This is a genomic window from Streptomyces sp. NPDC091376 (assembly GCF_044757085.1).
GTDB classification, from domain to species: Bacteria; Actinomycetota; Actinomycetes; order Streptomycetales; family Streptomycetaceae; genus Streptomyces; species Streptomyces pratisoli.
The window spans coordinates 62,640-84,388 of record NZ_JBIVUF010000026.1; the positions used below are offsets into that span (position 1 = coordinate 62,640).

General features: G+C 70.7%; 17 protein-coding genes and 2 pseudogenes. 12 read left to right on the forward strand and 7 right to left on the reverse strand.

The genetic code is table 11. The features are described 5' to 3' along the window. Positions 1–129: 129 nt before the first annotated feature. A pseudogene (locus ACIQMR_RS34645) lies at positions 130–303 on the reverse strand (LysE family translocator); the annotation flags it as partial. 97 nt (positions 304–400) lie between these two features. After that, a complete protein-coding gene (locus ACIQMR_RS34650) occupies positions 401–1,312 on the reverse strand; it encodes a LuxR C-terminal-related transcriptional regulator (RefSeq protein WP_401396057.1) in 912 nt (303 codons plus the stop codon). A 126-nt stretch (positions 1,313–1,438) separates the two neighbouring features. Between ACIQMR_RS34650 and ACIQMR_RS34655 the strand changes: the two genes are divergently transcribed. From ACIQMR_RS34655 to ACIQMR_RS34665, 3 genes are all read left to right on the forward strand, one after another. Further along, on the forward strand, positions 1,439–3,226 hold the full coding sequence (locus ACIQMR_RS34655; RefSeq protein ID WP_401396059.1) for an AMP-binding protein: 1,788 nt from the start codon (positions 1,439–1,441) through the stop codon (positions 3,224–3,226). Further along, a complete protein-coding gene (locus ACIQMR_RS34660; protein ID WP_401396062.1) occupies positions 3,223–4,911 on the forward strand; it encodes an AMP-binding protein in 1,689 nt (562 codons plus the stop codon). The genes ACIQMR_RS34655 and ACIQMR_RS34660 overlap by 4 nt, the downstream gene beginning before the upstream one ends. A gap of 112 nt (positions 4,912–5,023) precedes the next feature. Further along, the gene (locus tag ACIQMR_RS34665; protein WP_401396065.1) at positions 5,024–5,380 is read left to right on the forward strand and encodes a DUF805 domain-containing protein; all 357 of its coding nucleotides are present in this window, start codon (positions 5,024–5,026) and stop codon (positions 5,378–5,380) included. Between the two features lie 145 nt (positions 5,381–5,525). On the opposite strand, the gene ACIQMR_RS34670 is transcribed toward ACIQMR_RS34665, so the two are convergent. Then, complete coding sequence (locus ACIQMR_RS34670; protein WP_401396068.1) at positions 5,526–6,380, reverse strand: hypothetical protein; 855 nt, start codon at positions 6,378–6,380, stop codon at positions 5,526–5,528. A gap of 279 nt (positions 6,381–6,659) precedes the next feature. Here ACIQMR_RS34670 and gcl point away from each other — a divergent pair, with 279 nt between their 5' ends. Continuing rightward, positions 6,660–8,438 (forward strand): glyoxylate carboligase, encoded by a 1,779-nt coding sequence (gene gcl / locus ACIQMR_RS34675; protein ID WP_401396109.1) that lies wholly within the window; start codon positions 6,660–6,662, stop codon positions 8,436–8,438. Between the two features lie 166 nt (positions 8,439–8,604). Here the strand turns inward: gcl and ACIQMR_RS34680 are convergent, their stop codons facing one another. Next, positions 8,605–8,742, reverse strand: a complete 138-nt coding sequence (locus ACIQMR_RS34680) for a hypothetical protein (RefSeq protein ID WP_401396071.1) — start codon at positions 8,740–8,742, stop codon at positions 8,605–8,607. 60 nt (positions 8,743–8,802) lie between these two features. On the opposite strand from ACIQMR_RS34680, the gene ACIQMR_RS34685 reads away from it, so the two are divergent. Together ACIQMR_RS34685 and ACIQMR_RS34690 are read left to right on the forward strand one after the other, a co-directional pair. Continuing rightward, on the forward strand, positions 8,803–11,481 hold the full coding sequence (locus ACIQMR_RS34685; RefSeq protein WP_401396074.1) for a SpoIIE family protein phosphatase: 2,679 nt from the start codon (positions 8,803–8,805) through the stop codon (positions 11,479–11,481). Between the two features lie 209 nt (positions 11,482–11,690). Then, positions 11,691–12,719, forward strand: coding sequence for an ABC transporter substrate-binding protein (locus ACIQMR_RS34690; RefSeq protein ID WP_401396077.1), 1,029 nt, complete (start codon positions 11,691–11,693; stop codon positions 12,717–12,719). A gap of 517 nt (positions 12,720–13,236) precedes the next feature. Here the strand turns inward: ACIQMR_RS34690 and ACIQMR_RS34695 are convergent. The 3 genes from ACIQMR_RS34695 to ACIQMR_RS34705 form a co-directional block, all read right to left on the reverse strand. After that, a complete protein-coding gene (locus ACIQMR_RS34695; RefSeq protein WP_401396080.1) occupies positions 13,237–14,700 on the reverse strand; it encodes a catalase in 1,464 nt (487 codons plus the stop codon). Between the two features lie 216 nt (positions 14,701–14,916). Next, positions 14,917–15,834, reverse strand: coding sequence for a 2-hydroxy-3-oxopropionate reductase (locus ACIQMR_RS34700; RefSeq protein WP_401396083.1), 918 nt, complete (start codon positions 15,832–15,834; stop codon positions 14,917–14,919). Positions 15,835–15,916: 82 nt separating this feature from the next. Further along, positions 15,917–16,765 (reverse strand): TIM barrel protein, encoded by an 849-nt coding sequence (locus tag ACIQMR_RS34705; RefSeq protein WP_401396086.1) that lies wholly within the window; start codon positions 16,763–16,765, stop codon positions 15,917–15,919. Positions 16,766–17,024: 259 nt separating this feature from the next. On the opposite strand from ACIQMR_RS34705, the pseudogene ACIQMR_RS34710 reads away from it, so the two are divergent. The 6 genes and pseudogenes from ACIQMR_RS34710 to ACIQMR_RS34735 all read left to right on the forward strand — a co-directional run. Beyond that, positions 17,025–17,264, forward strand: a pseudogene (locus ACIQMR_RS34710) (hypothetical protein); the annotation flags it as partial. Between the two features lie 191 nt (positions 17,265–17,455). Next, on the forward strand, positions 17,456–17,776 hold the full coding sequence (locus tag ACIQMR_RS34715) for a helix-turn-helix domain-containing protein (RefSeq protein ID WP_358667719.1): 321 nt from the start codon (positions 17,456–17,458) through the stop codon (positions 17,774–17,776). Positions 17,777–17,942: 166 nt separating this feature from the next. Beyond that, a complete protein-coding gene (gene uraD / locus ACIQMR_RS34720) occupies positions 17,943–18,455 on the forward strand; it encodes a 2-oxo-4-hydroxy-4-carboxy-5-ureidoimidazoline decarboxylase (protein ID WP_266387092.1) in 513 nt (170 codons plus the stop codon). Next, on the forward strand, positions 18,452–18,850 hold the full coding sequence (gene uraH, locus ACIQMR_RS34725; protein ID WP_358667525.1) for a hydroxyisourate hydrolase: 399 nt from the start codon (positions 18,452–18,454) through the stop codon (positions 18,848–18,850). The genes uraD and uraH overlap by 4 nt, the downstream gene beginning before the upstream one ends. 5 nt (positions 18,851–18,855) lie before the next feature. After that, positions 18,856–19,779, forward strand: a complete 924-nt coding sequence (gene pucL, locus ACIQMR_RS34730; protein WP_401396091.1) for a factor-independent urate hydroxylase — start codon at positions 18,856–18,858, stop codon at positions 19,777–19,779. A gap of 375 nt (positions 19,780–20,154) precedes the next feature. After that, positions 20,155–21,546, forward strand: coding sequence for an 8-oxoguanine deaminase (locus ACIQMR_RS34735; RefSeq protein ID WP_401396094.1), 1,392 nt, complete (start codon positions 20,155–20,157; stop codon positions 21,544–21,546). Positions 21,547–21,749 lie beyond the last annotated feature (203 nt).

Sequence of the window (21,749 nt, forward strand, 5' to 3'; positions counted from 1 at the left end):
TTGCCCCGGTGCCCCGCCCCGGCGAAGTGGGACCGCGGTTTCATGACGCGGCGCTGATCCGTACGGGCCGTCCTTTGACGCGCTCCTGACGGTGACGGCGCCGAACGCCCGCGACGGGGTGCGGGCGCGTCAGTCCGCGCGGCCGGTGGCCGCGACCGTGACCCCGAGACCGATCATGGCGAACCCGCCCGCGCCGCCGACGAGTGAGAGCCGCCGCTCCGAGCGGGCGAACCAGCTGCGAGCCGACGCCGCACCGAGCCCCCACAGGGTGTCCGTGACCAGCCCGATCGAGATCGGGACCAGTCGGCGCCGTGGGCCACGCCGGCGTCGCAGTCGGCCCGCTCGGTGCGCCGTCCGGCCCCGCACTCGCCCCCGCACTCGCCTCGCCGCGTCCCGGCGCTCAGGCCAGCAGCCCCGCCCGTCTCGCGGCCGCCACCGCCTCCAGGCGTGTGTGGGCGCCCAGCTTGCGCATGGCCGCCCGGAGATAGCTCTTGACCGTCTCCGGGCGCAGGCCCAGCCGGGCGGCCGCGGCCGCGTTGGTGGAACCCGTCGCCACGCAGGCAAGCACATCCAGCTCGCGCGGCGCCAGGGCGATGCCCGCATCGCGGACAGCGGCACCGGGCGCGGCCGCGGCGGTGAGCCTGTCGCACATGGACAGCAAGTCGGCGCGGAGCCCGGCGTCCACGATCCGCGGGGCGAGCGCGCGGAGTTCGGAATGGATCTCGCGCACCTCCTCGCGCACTTCCGCCCGGACTTGTGCGCGCGCCTCCTCGTCCGCCCGCGCAGGGTCGTCGGGAGCCGGCGCCCGCTCCGCCGCGACCAGCCGCTCGACCTCGTCCCGTACGACCAGGCTCTGCTCCACGTCGCGCGCGGCCGCCACCGCCGCGTCGAGGGTGCGGTCGCCCAGTGTCAGCGGCTGCCGCAGCGCCCCGTACAGCACGCCCCGCACCTTCCGGCGTACGACGACGGGCACCGCGAGCACCGACCGCAGCCCTTCCGCCGCCACCGCCGCGTCGTACTCGTGGCTGATGTGGCGCGCCGTGCGGTAGTCCGTCACCGCGCACGGCCGCGACAGCGCGATCGCCCTGCCGCCGAGACCGTTTCCGGACCGGATCGCGAGGCCGCGCAGCGCGCCCGTCGCCGCGCCGTTGAGCTCGGCGATACGCATCCGGCGGGGCTCGCGCAGCAGACCGCCGAAGGCGATCTGCAGGCCGGTGGCGCGGCGCAGCCGCAGCAGCGCGGCCCGTACCTCCACCGCCTCCACTACCGCTTCCGCCCCCATCACCGAGGCACCCGAGGTCGCTGAGGTCATCCGATTCGGCCCTCCCCGCAGCACGCCACCCCTGTACGGGGGGCACAGCACCCCCGTACGGGGGTAGTGAGACCTGCGTCACCGATTACACGATGTTGATGAGCGGTCCCGCAACGAGGAGGACACATGACGTCAGTCGGCGAGTCGGAAGGGTTCCGAGACGCGGAAGGGTTCCGGGAAGCGCAGAGGCGCCGCGGCGCGGAAGGGGTGCGAGCCGAGGAGGAGTTCGGTGCCGCGGAAGGTTTCGGGGCCACGGCGAGGTTCAGGGCCGCCCGGGACTTCCTGCTGCGGCACCGGGAGGACTACCCGACGGCGTACGAGGGCTTCGCCTGGCCGCGCTTCGACCGCTTCAACTGGGCGCTGGACTGGTTCGACGCGATCGCCGAAGGCAACGACCGGCCCGCGCTGCACATCGTCGAGAAGGACGGCGACACGACCCTGCTCAGCTTCGCCGAGCTGAGCTCCCGCTCGAACCGTGCCGCGAACTGGCTCCGGCAGCAGGGCGTCCGCGCCGGCGACCGCATCCTCGTGATGCTCGGCAACCAGGCCGAGTTGTGGGAGACGGCCCTCGCCGCGATGAAGCTCAGGGCCGTCGTCATCCCCGCGACCCCGCTGCTCGGCCCGCTCGATCTGCGGGACCGCATCGAGCGGGGCCGGGTCCGCCAGGTGATCGTACGGACCGACGACACCGCCAAGTTCGACGAGGTGCCGGGCGACTACACCCGGATCGTGGTGGGCGGCGGAGGCGTCACGGGCTGGCTCCCGTACGAGCACGCCTACGCGGCACCCGAGGCCTTCGAGCCCGACGGCCCGACCCGCGCCGACGACCCCCTGATGCTCTATTTCACCTCCGGCACCACCGCCCGGCCCAAACTCGTCGAGCACACGCATGTGTCCTATCCGGTCGGCCATCTGGCCACCATGTACTGGATCGGACTGAAGCCGGGCGACGTGCACCTCAACATCTCCTCGCCCGGCTGGGCCAAGCACGCCTGGTCCAATCTCTTCGCTCCCTGGAACGCCGAGGCGACCGTCTTCATCCACAACTACACGCGCTTCGACGCGGGCCGGCTGATGGCACAGATGGACCGCGCCGGCGTCACCAGCTTCTGCGCCCCGCCGACCGTGTGGCGGATGCTGATCCAGGCGGACCTGACCCAGCTGCGCACACCGCCCCGTGAGGTCGTCGCCGCCGGTGAGCCGCTCAACCCCGAGGTCATCGAATCCGTGCGGCGCGCCTGGGGCGTGACCATCCGCGACGGCTTCGGACAGACCGAGACGGCCGTCCAGGTCTCCAACAGCCCGGGCCAGCTGCTGAAGGCGGGCTCCATGGGCCGGCCCAGCCCCGGCTTCCGTGTCGAACTCCTCGACCCCGTCAGCGGAAAGCCGGGCGCCGACGAGGGGGAGATCGCGCTGGATCTCTCGGCAGGCCCAGTGGGGCTCATGACCGGCTACCACGGCGACCCGCAGCGTACGGCCGAGGCGATGGCCGACGGCTACTACCGCACCGGCGACATCGGCGCGCGCGACGCCGACGGCTACATCACCTACGTCGGCCGCGCCGACGACGTCTTCAAGGCGTCCGACTACAAGATCTCGCCGTTCGAGCTGGAGAGCGCTCTGCTCGAGCACGACGCTGTCGCCGAGGCCGCGGTCGTCCCCGCACCCGACCCGGTGCGCCTCGCCGTACCCAAGGCGTATGTGGTGCTCGCGGACGGCTGGGAGCCGACCGCCGACACCGCGCGGCAGATCTTCGCGCACTCACGGGCCGTCCTCGCGCCGTACAAGCGCGTGCGCCGGCTGGAGTTCGCCGAGCTGCCGAAGACCGTGTCCGGGAAGATCCGCAGGATCGAGCTCCGTGAGCGCACGGCACAGGGCTCCACGGCCGAGTACGACGAGGGGGACCTGCGATGACCCTGCCCCTGTCCTACACGCACGGCACGGGAGAGGTCCCGCTGCTCGGCGACACGATCGGCCGCAGTCTCGACCGCGTGATCGGGGCACATCCGCAGCGGGAGGCGCTCGTCGACGTCCCCTCCGGGCGCCGCTGGACGTACGCGGAGTTCGGCGCGGACGTCGACCGGCTGGCCCGGGCGCTGCTCGCGCGCGGCGTCGCCAAGGGCGACCGTGTCGGCATCTGGGCGGTGAACTGCCCGGAGTGGGTGCTCGTGCAGTACGCGACGGCACGCATCGGCGCGATCATGGTGAACATCAACCCGGCGTACCGCGCCCACGAGGTGGAATACGTCCTGAACCAGGCCGGGATCACGCTGCTCGTCGCCTCGCGTGCCCACCGGACGAGCGACCATCGGGCGATCGTCGACGAGGTGCGCGGCAACTGCCCCGCGCTGCGGTCGGTGCACTACATCGGCGACGACAGCTGGGACGAGCTGCTCTCGTCCGCCGAGTCCCCTGCCGAGTCCCCCACCCAGTCGCCTGCCGAGTCCCCCGCCCAATCCCCTGCCGGGTTCACGGGCGCGGACGCACTCACGGCTGAACTCGCCGCCCGCGAGGGGCAGTTGTCGTGCGACGACCCCGTCAACATCCAGTACACCTCCGGCACCACCGGGTTCCCGAAGGGCGCCACCCTCTCCCACCACAACATCCTCAACAACGGTTACTTCGTCGGGGAGATGATCGGCTACACCGAGCAGGACCGGGTCTGTCTGCCCGTGCCCTTCTACCACTGCTTCGGCATGGTCATGGGAAACCTCGGTGCCACCTCGCACGGCGCCTGCATCGTCATCCCGGCTCCGTCCTTCGACCCGGCCGCGACCCTGCGGGCGGTGCAGCAGGAGCGCTGCACCTCGCTCTACGGCGTGCCGACGATGTTCATCGCCGAGCTGAACCTGCCGGACTTCGCGGCGTACGATCTGAGTTCGCTGCGCACCGGGATCATGGCGGGCTCGCCCTGCCCGGTGGAGGTGATGAAGCGGGTCGTCTCCGAGATGAACATGGCGGAGGTGTCGATCTGTTACGGCATGACGGAGACCTCCCCGGTCTCCACCCAGACCCGCCGCGACGACGACCTGGAGCGCCGCACCGGCACCGTCGGCCGGGTCCTGCCGCATGTCGAGGTCAAGGTCGTCGACCCGGTCAGCGGGGTGACCCTGCCACGCGGCGCATCGGGCGAGCTCTGCACCCGCGGCTACAGCGTGATGCTCGGGTACTGGAACGAGCCGGAGAAGACCGCCGAGGCGATCGACGCCGGCCGCTGGATGCACACGGGCGACCTCGCCGTCATCCGCGAGGACGGCTATGTCCAGATCGTCGGCCGTATCAAGGACATGATCATCCGAGGCGGGGAGAACGTGTATCCGCGCGAGATCGAGGAGTTCCTGTACGGCCATCCCAAGGTCGCCGACGTCCAGGTCGTCGGGGTCCCCGACGAGAGGTACGGCGAGGAGATCCTGGCTTGTGTCATCGCGCGCGATCCTGCCGACCCGCCGACCCTGGAGGAGCTCACCGCCTTCTGCCGGGAACAGCTCGCGCACTACAAGATCCCCAGGCGGCTGGAGATCCTGGACGCCTATCCGATGACGGTGAGCGGCAAGGTGCGGAAGGTGGACCTCCGGCGACGATTCGGGGGCGCTGGATAACGTTTTGACCAGCGCACATCAAAGGCTCTATTTTCAGCCACCGGCCGAGTACCTTCGGCCGGTGGCCGCTCCATGAGGACCGGCCCTGCCCGCGATCCTTTGGGGGGACGCAATGAACTATTACCTGGATGTTCTGAAGAAGTATGCGGTGTTCAGCGGCCGTGCGCGCCGCAAGGAATACTGGATGTTCGTTCTCTTCAACTTCATCGCAGCGGTCGTGCTCTACGCACTCGACCTCGCCCTCGGCACCGCTCCTGTGATCTACGGCATCTACGTCCTGGCGGTCTTCCTGCCGAGCCTGGGCGTGATGATCCGCCGCCTGCACGACACCGACCGCTCCGGCTGGTGGTTCCTCATCGCCTTCATCCCGCTCGTGGGCGCTATCATCCTGCTGGTCTTCCTCGCCAGCGAGGGCAAGTCGGCCGAGAACAAGTACGGCACGAACCCCAAGTTCGCCGCCGCTGCCTGACGAAGCCGTACGCCCGGGCTGACGTAGGTCGCGCGGGTGTTCCGGTGAACGGGGCACGCCCGTAGCTCAGCGCCGTGGCCGACAGGAACTTCCTGTCGGCCACGGCGCTTTCGCGTGCCCTTGGCGCAGCTTGTGTGCGCAAGCCCTACGCGCCGGTGGACAGCAGCTCGTCCGCCGGGGCGTTGACCGGCTGGGGGGTGCCGGTGAGGTCCATGACGAAGAGCGGGACGCCGAGGTCGTCCGCGCGGGCCCGGGCGTCCGCCGCGTAGCCCGCGAGGGAGAAGAAGACGCTGACGGCGGACGCGCTCAAGCCGTTCAGCCAGAGGCATTCGACGGCGCGCAGGCCCGTCGGCCGGGTGGTGGGGTCGACCTGCGCGACCAGGCCGGGCGCGCGCAGATCGATCCCGGAGGCGGGCCTCTCCTCGGGCTGGACGACCTCCTGGAATCCGAGCCAGCGAAGGTAGAGCGCCGCGGCGGTCACCGCGTCGCGTGCCGTCCGGATCGTCACCGGGTGGAAGGTGGGGCGGGGCGCGGAGGCGGTGCGAGGCGGGGGGATGAGCGTGGGGCGGCCCGACGCGGACGAGCCGATGGTCCCCGGGGCCCCCGGGGACTCCGGGGTGCCGGGAGAGACGGACGGCTGGGCGGCAGTCCCGTCCGCAACGGGGCCGCCGGCGCCCGCCGCGGCCGCCGCCGCCCGCTGCGCCGCGGTCGCACCCGCCGACGACGTCGGCGCCGCCGTCACCGGTCGCACCGGGATGCGCAGCACCGTCCCGCACGGACAGCCCAGCTCCGGCTGCGGCCACTGGTCCTGACGCCCGCACGCCTGGCAGCGCACGGTGACCCAGTCGTCCGTCCAGGTGCGGTGCCGTATCGGTTCGGCGGGAGCGCCTCGCAGCAGGGGCGGGGCGAGCGGCGCCCCGCACGCGCAGGGATAGACGGGTGACGCGAACGTGTGCGTACGACGGCAGACCGGGCAGCGCACCGGTACGTGATCTCCCATGTCCGTCCCCCTCCGGCGCCCTCGGACGCGCCTCATGGTCCATCGTCCACCAACCGCGAGGCCTTGGGGAGGGACTTCGGCCATCGCCGGCCCGTCTCTGCCCCGTCTTCCCTTGACGTCACCCATGGCTCGGCCTAGATTGCTTCCGAATAGTAGAAACAAACTTCCGCATCATGGAAGAAGATGCGGAGGGTGTAGGGACCAGCACGGAATCGACGCTCTCAGGTGGCGCGACAGAGCCCGATCCGCCAGGCCGGAGCAGGAGCACTCATGCCTCGTATGACCGCCGCCCGAGCGGCAGTTGAGATCCTCAAGCGCGAAGGTGTCAGCCACGCATTCGGTGTGCCGGGCGCGGCGATCAACCCCTTCTACAAGGCCCTCAAGGAAGGCGGCGGCATCGACCACACCCTCGCCCGCCATGTCGAGGGTGCCTCGCACATGGCCGAGGGCTACACCCGGACCAACCCGGGCAACATCGGTGTCTGCATCGGTACGTCCGGCCCCGCCGGCACCGACATGATCACCGGGCTGTACTCCGCCATCGGTGACTCGATTCCGATCCTGTGCATCACCGGCCAGGCGCCGACCCATGTGATCCACAAGGAGGACTTCCAGGCTGTCGACATCGCCTCGATCGCCAAGCCGGTGACGAAGGCCGCGACGACGGTCCTGGAGGCGGCGCAGGTTCCGGGCGTCTTCCAGCAGGCCTTCCACCTGATGCGCTCCGGCCGTCCCGGTCCGGTCCTCATCGACCTGCCCATCGACGTCCAGCTCACCGAGATCGAGTTCGACCCGGAGACGTACGAGCCGCTGCCGGTCTACAAGCCCGCCGCGACCCGCGCCCAGATCGAGAAGGCGATCTCGTACCTGCTGGCGTCCGAGCGCCCGCTGATCGTCGCAGGCGGCGGCATCATCAACGCCGACGCCTCCGACCTGCTCGTCGAGTTCGCCGAGATCACCGGCACTCCGGTCATCCCGACCCTGATGGGCTGGGGCACCATCCCGGACGACCACGAGCTGAACGCCGGCATGGTCGGCCTGCAGACCTCGCACCGCTACGGCAACGCGAACTTCCTGGAGTCCGACTTCGTCCTCGGCATCGGCAACCGCTGGGCCAACCGCCACACGGGCTACAAGCTCGACGTCTACACCCGCGGCCGCACCTTCGTCCACGTCGACATCGAGCCCACCCAGATCGGCAAGATCTTCGCCCCCGACTACGGCATCGCCTCCGACGCCAAGGCCGCGCTGGAGCTCTTCGTCGAGGTCGCCAAGGAGCTGAAGGCGGCCGGGAAACTCCCCGACCGCTCCGGCTGGGTCGCCTCCACGCAGGAACGCAAGGCCACGCTGCAGCGCCGCACGCACTTCGACGACATCCCGATCAAGCCGCAGCGCGTCTACGAGGAGATGAACAAGGCCTTCGGCCCGGAGACGCGTTACGTCACGACCATCGGCCTCTCCCAGATCGCCGGCGCGCAGATGCTCCACGTCTACCGGCCCCGCCACTGGATCAACTGCGGCCAGGCGGGCCCGCTCGGCTGGACCATCCCGGCAGCCCTCGGCGTCGCCACCGCCGACCCGGAGTCCCCGGTCGTGGCGCTCTCCGGCGACTACGACTTCCAGTTCATGATCGAGGAGCTGGCGGTCGGCGCGCAGCACCGGATCCCGTACGTCCACGTCCTCGTGAACAACTCCTACCTGGGCCTGATCCGCCAGGCGCAGCTCGGACTGGACATCAACTTCCAGGTCAACCTGGAGTTCGAGAACATCAACTCCCCGGAGCTGGGCGTCTACGGCGTCGACCACGTCAAGGTCGCCGAGGGGCTGGGCTGCAAGGCCATCCGCGTCACCGACCCGAGCGAGCTGGGCGCCGCCTTCGAGCAGGCCAAGAAGCTCGCCGCCGAGCACCGGGTGCCGGTCGTCGTCGAGGCGATCCTGGAGCGCATCACCAACATCTCGATGAGCCGCACCGCGGACATCAGCGACGTCACCGAGTTCGAGGAGATCGCCACCGAGCCGGGCCACGCGCCCACCGCCATCAAGGCGCTCAAGGTCTGACGCGCCGCCCGCGGCCGGCCGGGGCGGTCCACCGTGGGGGCGGACCGCCCTTCGGTCGCGGGCCGCGGGCTGCGTCCCGCCCGATCGCCCGGGGACCGGAACCCGCAAACGATACAAATGACGTATGCGCGGAGCTTTGGTTCGAATCAGACGTAAGTTGCTGAATTCAACCAGGAGGATTCTGCCCGGCCGGCTGCACCGCCCGGGCCACGGCCGTCAGGACCAGCAGGTCCTCGAGGATCAGCAGGTCCAGCAGGTCCAGCAGGATCAGCGGGACCAGCAGGATCAGCAGGTCCAGCAGCACGACCGGCCGCCCCGAGGGGGCGGCGCGCGGCTGTCGCGGAGCCTGCGGTCCCCACTGAGAATGCGCAGCCTCGCGGGCCAGGTGTTCCTCCTGCAGCTGGTGGTCGTGGTCCTGGTCGTCGCCGCCGGGCTGGTGGCACTCGTCGTGCAGGCCCGCCGCGACAGCATGGCGGACGCCCAGAACCGGACGCTCACCGCGGCACAGACCTTCGCCAGCTCCCCGGGCATCCTCACGGCGCTGGACAGCCCCGATCCCACGGCGATGCTGCAGGCGAGCGCCGAGCAGGTCCGTGAGGCGGCGGGCGTCGACGCCATCATCGTGTACCGGCCCGACGGGATCACCCTCACCCACAGCGACCCCGACCAGATCGGGAAACACGTCATCGGCCCCTACGCCGAGGCTGCCGAGGGCAAGTCCTTCACCAGGACCTTCCAGGGGTCCCTCGGGCTGTCCGTGGTCTCGGCGGTGCCGGTCAAAGCCCCGGACGGCTCGGTCGCCGCCGTCGTCGCCGTCCCCGTCACGGTGGGCAACATCCAGAACAGGGTCAACCGGCAGCTGCCCGTCCTCTTCGGGGTCGCGGTGGGCTCGCTCGCCCTCGCCGGCGCCGGGTCGGCGCTGGTGAGCCGCCGGCTGCGGCGGCAGACCCACGGCCTCGGGCCTGCCGAGATGACACGGATGTACGAACACCACGATGCGGTCCTGCACGCGGTGCGTGAAGGGGTGCTGATCATCGGGGGCGACGGCCGACTGCTGCTGGCCAACGACGAGGCCCGCCGGCTGCTGAGCCTGCCGGCGGATGCGGAGCACCACCACGCCGACGAGCTGGGACTGGAAGGAGACCTCGCCGGGCTGCTCACGTCGGAGCGCCCGGCCACCGACGAGGTGCACCTGGCCGGCGACCGGCTCCTCGCGGTCAACAAGCGGTTCACCGCCGCCCACGGGCCGGCGAGCCGAGTGGTCACGCTGCGGGACACCACCGAACTGCAGGCTCTCGCAGGCAGGGCCGAGACGGCCCGCGAGCAGCTCCGGCTGCTCTACGACGCCGGGATGCGCATCGGCACCACCCTGGACGTCACACGCACCACCGAGGAACTCGCGGAGGTCGTGGTGCCCCGCTTCGCCGACATCGCCACCGTCGAGCTCCAGGACCCGGTCCTGCGCGGCGAGGAGCCGTCAGGCGCGAGCACCGAGATGCGCAGGACCACCGTCGTCGGCCTGGAGGGAGACCATCCGCTCCACCCGGCCGGGGAGCTGATCCGGTTCGTCCGCTCCCATCCCCTGGGCGCGGGCGCGGCAGGGGGCCGCGCGGTCCTGGTACGGGACCTCGACGCCTCCGAGGGCTGGCGGGCCCAGGACCCCGGCCGCGCCCGGCAGGTCCTCGACCTCGGCATCCACTCCCTGATCGTGGTTCCGCTGCGGGCCCGGGGCGTGGTGCTCGGAACGGCGCACTACTGGCGGGCGAACGGCTCCCCGCCGTTCGAGGAGGAGGACCTGTCCTTCGCCGAGGAGCTGGCCGCCCGGGCGGCCGTGTGCATCGACAACGCCCGCCGCTACACGCGTGAGCACACCATGGCCGTCACGCTGCAGCGCAGTCTGCTGCCCCGGCGCGTACCCGAGCAGACGGCCCTGGAGGTGGCCCACCGCTACCTGCCCGCCCGGGCCGGAGTGGGAGGCGACTGGTTCGACGTCATCCCGCTGTCCGGCGCCCGGGTCGCGCTCGTGGTCGGCGACGTCGTCGGCCACGGTCTGCACGCGGCGGCCACCATGGGCCGGCTGCGCACGGCCGTCCACAACTTCTCCGTCCTGGACATGCCTCCGGAGGAGCTGCTGGGCCGTCTGGACGAGCTGGTGGCCCAGCTCGACAGCGACGAGGACCCCGCGGCCGGCGACGGGCAGGGGATCAGCGGGGCCACCTGCCTGTACGCCGTCTACGATCCCGTCTCCGGGCAGCTGGCCGTCGCCACCGCGGGCCATCCGGGACCGGCGGTGGTGCAGCCCGGCGGGAGCGTCGACTTCCCCTCGCTGCCCATCTCCCCGCCACTGGGCCTGGGGGCCGGTCTGCCCACCGAGAGCGCCGAGCTGACCGTGCCCGAGGGGTCCCGGCTGGTGCTCTACACCGACGGGCTGATCGAGGACCGCGAGCACGACCTGGACGTCGGTCTGGCGGCGCTGCGTGACGCGCTTTCCGGCCCCGACCGCACTCCGGACGCCACGTGCGCCGCGGTCATCGAGGCCATGATGTCCGACCGGCCCAGGGACGACATCGCGCTGCTGGTTGCCCGCACCCGCCGGCTCGACCCCGGCCGGGTCGCCGAATGGGACGTGCCCCGGGACCCGGCGGCGCTGGCCCCGGTCCGCACGGCCTGTGTCCGCCGGCTGGAGGAGTGGGGCCTGGGGCACATCGGCTTCTCCGCCGAACTCGTCCTCAGCGAGCTGATCACCAACGCCATCCGTTACGGCAGCGACCCCGTCAGGGTGCGGCTGCTCCACGACCGCACCCTGATCTGCGAGGTCTCCGACGGCAGCAGTACCTCCCCCCGCCTGCGGCGCGCCACCCTCACCGACGAGGGCGGCCGGGGACTCTTCCTGGTCGCCCAGTTCGCCGAGCGGTGGGGGACTCGCTACACCCCCACCGGAAAGATCATCTGGGCCGAACTGTCCCTCCACGGCGGCGCCACCCCGTCGGTGGAGGGTCTCGGCGACGCCCTGGTCGACCTGTGGGACGACACGGCGCCATGAGGGCCCCGGTGTGCCCCGGTTCGTCCGAGTACGCTGGCGCTGATGACCGGTTCATCGCCCCAGTGCACCAAGGAGGCACCACACCGCGTCCTGGAGCCCATGTGACCGCACCCCGTGTCCGAGCAGTGGCCGTCGCCGGCTGCTGTCTCGCTCTTGTGCTCCTGGGTGCCTGTGGCGAGAGCCCGCACGCCGAGCCCAGGGAGCCACGGGTGGCCACCTCCGCCGAGGAGGCGGGCGGCATGAAGGCGCTGATCGCCGCGGCGAAGGGCGAGGGCTCCCTCAACGCGATCGCGCTCCCGCGCGACTGGGCCAACTACGGCGGTCTGATCGACGGCTTCGAGAAGAAGTACGGGATCGAGGTCACGGTCGACAACCCGCAGGGGTCCAGCCAGGACGAGATCGACGCCATCAAGAAGCACGGGCGAGGGCCGGCCGCGCCCGACGTGATCGACGTCGGCGACACCTTCGCGCGGTCGGCTGCCCGCCAGAACCTGCTCGCGCCGTACAGGGTCGCCGCGTACGACGCCGTCCCGGTCAACCAGAAGGACGTCCACGGCCGCTGGACCAACAACTACGGGGGCTACATCTCCATCGGCTGCGACGCCAACCGCGTCGATCCCTGCCCCCGGACCTTCGCCGATCTGCTGAAGCCCCAGTACAAGGGGCAGGTCTCGCTCGACGGCGACCCCACCCGGTCCAGTACCGCCTTCTCCGGCGTGTACGCGGCCGCCCTGGCGAACGGCGGGTCGTTCGACGACATCGATCCCGGGCTCGACTTCTTCGCCGAACTCAGGAAACGGGGCAATTTCAACCCCGTCGAGTCCACCTCCGCCGCGGTCGAGAGCGGGAGGACGCCCATCAGTATCGACTGGGACTACGTCAACCTCGACTACGCCGAACGGTTCCGCGGCCGAGGCGTGGACTGGCAGGTCTCCATCCCCCTCGACGGCAGCTTCGCCCAGTACTACGCACTCGCCGTCAACAAGGACGCCCCGCACCCGGCCGCCGCCCGGCTGTGGCAGGAGTACCTCTTCAGCGTCGAGGGCCAGAACCTCCGCCTCGTCGGCTACGCCCGCCCGGTGCTGATGGACGTGATGGCGCAGGACGGCACCCTCGACGAGGCCGCCGCCGCGAAGCTGCCGACGGTCGAGGGGACACCGCAGTTCCCCACGGACGCGCAACTGGAGAAGGCGAAGCGAACGGTCGCCCGGGGCTGGCCGAAGGTCGTTACGGACTGACCCGGCCTCCCGGAGCACCCGTGACCACCAAGGGCTGAAGGGACGCCGGCGCCATGCTCCGCGACGTTCCCGAGCCCAGGCACACGACCGGCCCGGGACCTCTGTGCGGAGGTCGCGGGCCGATCGCTCGGGAACGCGGTGCGGGACCGTAAACCGCGCCGTGCGCCCTGGCATTGAGGCGTCCGGGGTTGTTGCCGCCCGACGGTGCGAGGCTGGCGCGACAGGACGTTCGCGCCGCCGGGCGGAGTCTGTGGGGTGGGGCCCTCGGGGGTCCGGGGGAGGGCCGCTGGGACCGCGGCGGGACGATGGGCGTCCGGCCGGCCCTTCCTTCAGGTCAGGAAGGGCGCCGGACGGCCCGTACCACCGCACTGGCTCGCACGCCGCCGCGGTCCTCGCGCTGTCCTCGCCGTCGGCCACCCCTCATCCGGGCCGGCGGTTCGGACGGCGTACGGAAGCCAGACCTCCCAGTCGGCTCCCGTACGCGGTCGGGAGATCGAACCCCTCGCTCCGTGCGCGCTCAGTCCTCGCGCAGGGCGCGGACCGCCTCTTCGACGCGCTTGCCGTAGTCCGGGTCGGCGGCGTGGAAGTGGGCGAGGTTCTTCTCGATCACGTCGTCGCGGGAGACCTGCGAGAGGCCACCGGCGATGTTCGCGACCAGACGGGACTTCTCGTCCGCCGACATCAGGCGGTACAGCTCACCGGCCTGGAAGAAGTCGTCGTCCTTCGTGTGCTGCGGGGCGGCGTGCGTGCCCGTGTGGCCGTGGACGGCCAGCGGGGCGGACAGGGCGGCGTCCGTCTGCGCGGGACCGGAGTACGAGTTGGGCTCGTAGTTCTTGTCGGTGCGCGAGCCGTTGCGGGTGGCCATGAAGCCGTCGCGGCCGTAGTTGTCGGCTCCGCCGGGAACGGCCTTGGGGGAGTTCACCGGCAGCTGGGTGTGGTTGACGCCGAGACGGTAGCGGTGGGCGTCCGCGTACGCGAAGAGGCGGCCCTGGAGCATCTTGTCCGGCGAAGGGCCGATGCCCGGCACGAAGTTGTTCGGGGAGAACGCCGCCTGCTCGACCTCGGCGAAGACGTTGTCCGGGTTGCGGTCGAGGACGAGCCGCCCGACGCGCTGCAGCGGGTAGTCGCTGTGCGGCCACACCTTGGTGAGGTCGAACGGGTTGAAGCGGTAGTCCGCCGCCTCGGCCGCCGGCATGATCTGGACGTACAGCGTCCAGGACGGGTTGACCCCGCGCTCGATGGCCTGCAGCAGGTCGGTCTGGTGACTGTTGGCGTCCGTGCCCACGACCTCGGCGGCCTGCTCGGACGACAGGCAGCGGATGCCCTGGTTGGTCTTGAAGTGGTACTTGACGAAGAAGGCCTCACCGGCGGCGTTGGTCCACTGGTAGGTGTGGGAGCCGTAGCCGTTCATGTGGCGGTACGAGGCGGGGATGCCGCGGTCGCCCATCAGCCAGGTGATCTGGTGCGTGGCCTCGGGAGCGTGGGCCCAGAAGTCCCAGACGTTGTCCGGCTCCTGCTTGCCCGTGAACGGGTCGCGCTTCTGGGAGTGGATGAAGTCGGGGAACTTGACCGGGTCCTTGATGAAGAACACCGGGGTGTTGTTGCCGACGAGGTCGTAGTTGCCCTCCTCGGTGTAGAACTTCAGCGCGAAGCCGCGCGGGTCACGGACCGCGTCCGCGCCGCCGAGCGAGTCGGCGACGGTCGAGAAGCGAAGGAACGTCTGGGTCCGCTTGCCGACCTCGGAGAGGAAGCCGGCCCGGGTGAACCCGGTGACGTCGTCGGTCACCTCGAAGTAGCCGTAGGCGCCGGAGCCGCGTGCGTGGACGACGCGCTCCGGGATGCGCTCACGGTTGAAGCGGGCGAGCTTCTCCAGCAGATGCTGGTCCTGGAGGAGGAGCGGGCCACCGACGCCGGCGGTGGCGGAGTTCTGGTTGTCGGCGACCGGAGCGCCGGACTCGGTCGTAAGCACGCGCTGCGTCATGGGTGGGAGGGTCGGCCTTCCGTGCGGGAGCTGCTGAAGCGTCAGGAGCGGAGCGTAAATTCGCCTCCGTGAAAACGTCAACAGTTTGTTGAAACGAAGGGTGTGAATCCGGGCCGCGGTTGCACTTGGGCGCGACAGGACAGGTGTCAGCGCAGCCACGGCCCGGATGTCGGGGGAGGGCCCTCAGGCCCTGGGTGCGGGCGGAGCCGGCCGGGCTCAGGCCACCGGCTCGCCCGAGAGGCGCTCGACGGCGCGCAGCAGGGCAGAGTGGTCCAGGCCGCCGTCGCCCTGCGCGCGCAGGGAGGCGACCAGCTGGGCGACGACGGCGCCGACCGGAAGGGACGCACCCACGTTGCGGGCGGCGTCGGTGACGATGCCCATGTCCTTGTGGTGCAGGTCGATCCGGAAGCCCGGCTTGAAGTCCCGGTTCAGGAAGTTGTCCTTCTTGCGGGTCAGCACGGTGGAGCCCGCCAGGCCGCCGTTGAGGACGTCGAGCGCGGCCTTGAGGTTCACGCCGGACTTCTCCAGGAAGACGACCGCCTCGGCGCACGCCTGGATGTTGACGGCGACGATCAGCTGGTTGGCGGCCTTCACCGTCTGGCCGGAGCCGTGCGGACCGCACAGGACGATCGTCCTGCCGAGGGCCTCCAGGATCGGCAGGGCCTCGTCGAAGACCTCCTGCTCGCCGCCGACCATGATCGACAGCACCGCCTCGACGGCACCCGCCTCGCCGCCGGACACCGGGGCGTCCAGGACGCGGACGCCCTTGTCCGCCGCGTTCTTCGCCAGGTCGACCGAGGTCTGCGGAGTGATCGAGGACATGTCGATCAGCAGCGCGCCCGGCCTGGCGTTCTCCAGGATGCCGTCGGGGCCGTACGCGATGGCCTCGACCTGCGGGGAGGCGGGCACCATCGTGATGACGACGTCGGCGTCCGCGACGGCTTCGGCGATCGAGCCCGCGGCGCTGCCGCCGGCCGCGGCCAGCCGGTCCAGCTTGTCCTGCTCCAGCGTGAAGCCGGTGACGGAGTAGCCGGCCTTCAGCAGGTTCTCGGACATGGGGGAGCCCATGATGCCGAGGCCGATCCAGGCGATCCTGGGAAGGGCGGCGCGGGAGGAGTCTGCGAGGGAGCTCATTGGGGGTACCTCTCAGCGGTTGTACGAAGTTGAGGGGGCGTCGGGCCCCGTGGGCGTCAGGCGGCGACGGGTCCCACGGGCGTCAGCGCGCCCCGGCCGGGAGCCAGTCGAAGGACTCGGCGCTCGGGCGGTCGCCGGGCTTGTACTCCAGGCCGATCCAGCCGTCGTAGCCGGCCTTCGTCAGCTCGCCGAGGAGCTGCTCCAGCGGCAGCGAACCGGTGCCGGGGGCGCCCCGGCCCGGGTTGTCGGCGATCTGTACGTGGCCGGTCCGGTCCGCGTAGGCCTCGATGACCTGGCTGACGTCCTCGCCGTTCATGGACAGGTGGTAGATGTCGAGCAGGAACTTGGCGTTGCCGAGACCGGTCGCCTCGTTGACCCTGTCCACGACCTCGATCGCGGCGGGCGCGCTCACCAGCGGGTAGAGCGGCGACTCCGGCTCGTTCAGGGTCTCGATCAGCAGGATCGCTCCGACCCGGTCGGCGGCGCGGGCCGCCGTGACCAGGTTCTCCAGGGCGAGTTCGTCCTGGACGGCCGGGTCGACGCCGTCGACGCGGTTGCCGTACAGCGCGTTGAGCGCCTTGCAGCCGACCGAGGCGGCGAAGTCCGCCGCAACGTCGATGTTGGCGCGGAAGCGGTCCGACTCCTCGCCGGGTACGGAGAGCGCACCGCGGTCCGGTCCGGGCAGTCGCCCGGCGTAGAAGTTCAGACCCACCAGCTGGGTGCCGGCGTTCACCAGCGCCTTCCTCAGGGCGTCCAGCTCGCTCTGGTCGGGCGTCGGGGTCTCGATCCAGGGCCACCACAGCTCGACCGCCGTGAAGCCCGCCGCCGCGGCGGCCGCGGGGCGCTCCAGGAGCGGGAGTTCCGTGAAGAGGATCGACAGGTTCACATCGAAGCGCTGGTCCGGGACTGCGCCGTCTGAGAAGCGGGCCATGGGAAGTGGCGCTCCTTCCGTATTGCGGAAGTTTGTTTCTGCTTAACGGAAGATTGCCTGGGGTGGGGGAGGGCTGTCAAGACCGGGCCCGCATTCCGGTCGGGCGCCGGCCCCGTCGACGGGTGCCTCTCCCGTACGGAGTCCCCACGGGTACGCCCGCCGGTGCGCCGCCGGGTCGTCACCGCGTCATCGCCGGGTCCTCGCGGATTTCCGGGCCTCCGGCAGACGGCCGGACGTCCGGGCTTAACGTGGGGGCATGCTGCGATTGCGCGTGGAGTTCACGACAGAACCCTTCGACCTCGACGAGGCTCCGGCCCATGCGCTGGTCGCCCGTGAGGTCATCCAGGCCGCCGATCTCGACGCGGTCGACGTGGGGCCCTTCGGCAACACGGCGGAGGGGAAGGCGGACGCCGTGCTCACCGCGGTCGACTCGCTGCTGCGCCAGGCCCTGGGCGCCGGCGCCACCCGGGTATCGCTGCAGGTCAACGTGGTCGGCGAGCAGGGCGCCGCGATCGGGGAGCGCAACGCCGCGACCGAGGGGCGCAACGCCGTAACCGAGGAGCGGGACGCCGCGACCGGCGAGCAGGGCTCTGTGACCGGCGAGCAGGGCGCCGCGACCGGGGAGGGCGAGAAGTGACCGAGCCGGGAGACCACCCCCTGGTCGCGGCGGTGAAGCCGCTGGTGGACGCGATGGGCGCGGAGGTCCTCCGCCCGGACCAGGCGCAGGCCGACGACGTCGTCCTCACCTGGGAGGGCGTGGAGGTGCTCGCCGTGCGGCTGCCGCAGCTCTCCGACTCCCTGGACCACATCCTGGCGGCCATGGAGCGGCGCTACGGCATGCCGCTGTCCGCCCTGGACCGCAAGGTGAAGCAGTCGGTCGTACGGACATTGGAGGCGCGCGGTGCCTTCTCCGTGCGGCACGGCGTGGAGACCGTGGCGAGCGCACTCGGGGTCAGCCGGTTCACCGTGTACAACTACCTCAACCGGGAGAACGCGGCCCGCGGTGAGTAGCTGATCACCCCTCGCGTCACCCTCGTACGTGGCCGCCGTCCACATGTCGGGACGGCGGCTTTTCCGTCAACGAACTTTCAACAAAGTGTTGACGTCATGTCGGGGGAAGGCGTTAGCTGTCCGCAGCCCGTCAGACGTACCTCGCAGAACAGCCACGGAGGCTCCCGTGTCCTCGACTTCCGTACCGGGCCTCGCCCGGTTCAACACCTCGGCGGACAGTGAGGCCCAGGCCGTGCTGCACGAGGTGTGCGCGAGCTCGGCATGGGGGAGCAAGCTGCTCGCCCAGCGCCCGTACGCCACCGCGGAAGCCCTCTTCGCCGCCAGTGACGCCGCCATGGCCGAGCTGACCGCGGACGATCTGGCCGAAGCGATGGCCGGGCACCCGCCCATCGGCCGTCCCAGGCCCGGCGACCCGACCTCCTCCCGGGAGCAGAGCGGGATGGCCGGTGCCACCGTGGAACTCAAGGCCGAGATGCTCGAACTCAACCTGGCCTACCAGGACAGGTTCGGCCATGTGTTCCTGATCTGCGCCACCGGCCGCACCGGTGAGCAGATGAGGGACGCCGTCCGTGAGCGGATCGACAACTCGCCGGAGCAGGAGCGGGAGATCGTCCGCACCGAGCTGGGCAAGATCAACCGCATCCGGCTGGCCCGCCTCGTGGAGGAAGAGAACCGATGAGCACCGAGACCACAGCGTCGGTGTCCACGCACATCCTGGACACCAGCATCGGCCGCCCCGCCGAGGGCGTCGCCATCTCCCTGTCGGCCCGCGAGGGATCCGGCGCGGAGTGGGTGGCGCTGGGTGGATCCGCGACCGACGCGGACGGGCGCTGCAAGGACCTGCCGGCGCTGCCGGAGGGCACGACCCACGTACGGCTCGACTTCGAGACCGAGGCGTACTTCGCGAAAAAGCAAGCCGATGCGCAGCAGGACGCCCCCGCGAATCGGGACAGCGGTGCGGCCGGAGTGTTCTTCCCCGAGGTGGCGATCACCTTCGCCGTCGTACCGGGCGAGCACTACCACGTACCGCTGCTGCTCAACCCGTTCGGCTACTCCGTTTACCGAGGGAGCTAGCAGACATGCCCACGATTCTCGGCCAGAACCAGTACGGCAAAGCAGAGAACCGCGTCGTCAGGATCACGCGGGACGGCGACACCCACCACATCAAGGACCTCAACGTCTCCGTCGCGCTCTCCGGGGACATGGACGATGTCCACTACTCCGGCTCGAACGCCAACGTCCTGCCGACCGACACCACCAAGAACACGGTGTACGCGTTCGCCAAGGAGTACGGCATCGAGTCCGCCGAGCAGTTCGGCATCCACCTCGCCCGTCACTTCGTGACCTCCCAGGAGCCGATCCACCAGGCGCGCATCCGCATCGAGGAGTACGCCTGGGAGCGCATCGCGACCTCCGACGCCAACTCCAGGTTCATCGGCGCCGACGAGGTCAAGCACTCCTTCGTCCGCAAGGGCCAGGAGACCCGGGTCACCCAGATCACCTACGACGGCGAGTCCTGGGAGGTCGTCTCCGGGCTCAAGGACCTGATCGTCATGAACTCGACGAACTCCGAGTTCTGGGGCTACGTCAAGGACAAGTACACGACGTTGCAGGAGGCGTACGACCGCATCCTGGCCACCCAGGTCTCCGGCCGCTGGCGGTTCAACTGGACCGACGACGAGCAGAAGATGCCGAACTGGGAGAAGTCCTACGAGCAGGTCAGGAAGCACATGCTCCAGGCCTTCGCCGAGACGTACTCCCTGTCGCTGCAGCAGACGCTGTACCAGATGGGCTCACGCATCATCAACAACCGCGCGGAGATCGACGAGGTCCGCTTCTCCCTGCCGAACAAGCACCACTTCCTCGTCGACCTGGAGCCGTTCGGCCTCAAGAACGACAACGAGGTCTACTTCGCCGCCGACCGCCCGTACGGCCTGATCGAGGCCACGATCCTGCGGGACGGCGTCGAGCCGCGCATCCCGGTCGAAACGACCAACCTCTGACACGGGACCGGTACGGCCCCGCCCGCCCCGACCGGGCGGGTCCGCACCGGACCGGAGGGACCAGGTGGTTTCCTTGACACCCGCACGGACACGTTCACGGACACCCGCGTGGATGCGTTCGCGGACACCCGCCGCGCGGACACGTTCGAGGACACCCGCGCGGAGGCGCGCACGCCGTGCGGGAGCAGCCGCGGCGGTCCTGCTCGACCGGTCCTCCCGCGTGTCCCTCCTCCAGAGCGCCCACCCGGCCCTGTATCTGTTCTCCGATCTGTCCTTCCATCCTTTCGGCACCCACAGTCACGCCGCTGTGGCACTCAAATCTCCCAGGGTCCTGCCGTGCCCTCACCGCCACTGAGAGACAAAGGACGCACCGCCATGGCAGCACCGGCAGCAGCCCCGCGCATCGTCATCGAGAACTGTGCGATCGCGACCGTGGACGCCGACGACACCGAGTACGTCTCGGGCCACATCGTCGTCGCCGGCAACCGGATCGAGTCGATCGGCGCAGGCAAGGCACCCGAGAACCTGGAGAACGTGGTCCGCCGCGTCGACGGCACCGGCCACCTCGCCACCCCGGGCCTGGTCAACACGCACCACCACTTCTACCAGTGGATCACCCGCGGGCTGGCCACCGACCACAACCTCTTCAACTGGCTCGTCGCCCTCTACCCGACCTGGGCGCGCATCGACGAGCAGATGACGTACGCCGCCGCGCAGGGCTCCCTCGCGATGATGGCGCGCGGCGGGGTCACCACCGCGATGGACCACCACTACGTCTTCCCGAGGAACTCCGGCGATCTCTCCGGCTCCATCATCCGGGCCGCCTCAGAGCTCGGTGTCCGCTTCACCCTGGCCCGTGGATCGATGGACCGCAGCGAGAAGGACGGCGGACTGCCGCCGGACTTCGCCGTCGAGACCCTCGAAGGCGCCCTGGCCGCCACCGAGGAGACCGTCGACCGGTACCACGACGCCTCCTTCGACTCGATGACGCAGATCGCGGTCGCCCCCTGCTCACCGTTCTCGGTCTCCACCGAACTGCTCAAGCAGGGCGCGGAACTGGCCCGGCGCAAGGGCGTACGTCTCCACACCCACGGCAGCGAGACCGTGGAGGAGGAGAAGTTCTGCCACGAGCTGTTCGGCATGGGCCCGACCGACTACTTCGAGTCGACCGGCTGGCTCGGCGAGGACGTGTGGATGGCGCACTGCGTCCACATGAACGACTCCGACATCGAGGCCTTCGCCCGCACGAAGACCGGTGTCGCGCACTGCCCGTCCTCCAACGCCCGCCTCGCCGCGGGCATCGCCCGCGTCCCCGACATGCTGGCGGCCGGCGTCCCGGTCGGCCTCGGCGTCGACGGCACCGCTTCCAACGAGTCCGGCGAGCTGCACACCGAGCTGCGCAACGCCCTGCTCATCAACCGCCTCAACCCCGCGCACCGCGAGGCCGCGCTGAATGCGCGTCAGGCCCTGCGCCTCGGCACCTACGGTGGAGCGCAGGTCCTCGGCCGCGCCTCGCAGATCGGCTCGCTGGAGCCGGGCAAGCTCGCCGACCTGGTGCTCTGGAAGCTGGACACGCTGGCCCACGCCTCCATCGCCGACCCGGTGACCGCCCTCGTCCTCGGCGCGGCGGCCCCGGTCACCCTCTCCCTCGTCAACGGCGAGCCGGTCGTCGAGAACAGCCGGCTGCTCAACGTCGACGAGGACGCCATCGCCCGCTCCACGCGGGACGAGGCCCAGCGCCTCGCGCGGATCACCGCGCAGGCCTGACAACCCCCGGTAGTCCGGTCGAGGGGGACGGCCCTCGACCGGCGGCCGTGCACCCGAGCGGGGTGCATGGCAGCTGTCACCGGGGGGGGGGGGGGGCCCCCCCCCCCCCCCCCCCCCCCCCCCCCCCGCGGGGGCCCCCCCCCCCCCCCCCCCGACCCCCCCCCCCCCCCCCCGCAACCCCCCCGCCCCAAAACCCCGGGGGC